Below are 327 nucleotides of genomic sequence, written 5' to 3'. Positions count from 1 at the left end.
GCGAGGCGGGCAACCTCGTCTTCCACCTGTCCCTCGTCGGGCTTCTGGTGGCCATCGCCGTCGGCAAGCTCGTCAGCTACGAGGGCAACGTCGTGGTGATCGCCAACGACGGCCCGGGCATCTGCACCACCTCTCCGGCGCAGTTCGACTCGTTCCGCGCCGGTAACAGCGAGGACGGCACCGGCATGACGCCGTTGTGCGTGCGCGTGACGAACTTCACGGCCGACTACCTCGAGAACGGGCAGGCGGAGCAGTTCACGTCCGACATCGAGTACCCGGCCGGCGACGACCTGGTCACGAACACCTGGCGCCCGGACACCCTGCAGG

Annotated in this window: 1 protein-coding gene; it reads left to right on the top strand. The window is 67.9% G+C overall.

What is annotated here, in order from left to right; translation table 11 throughout:
* Positions 1-327 (top strand): cytochrome c biogenesis ResB family protein (locus AC0IX4_RS22960; protein WP_471831383.1); only part of this gene is annotated, 327 nt, incomplete at both ends.

The organism is Rhodococcus sp. AC861, assembly GCF_979256035.1.
This window is presented reverse-complemented; position numbering and strand designations above follow the sequence as displayed.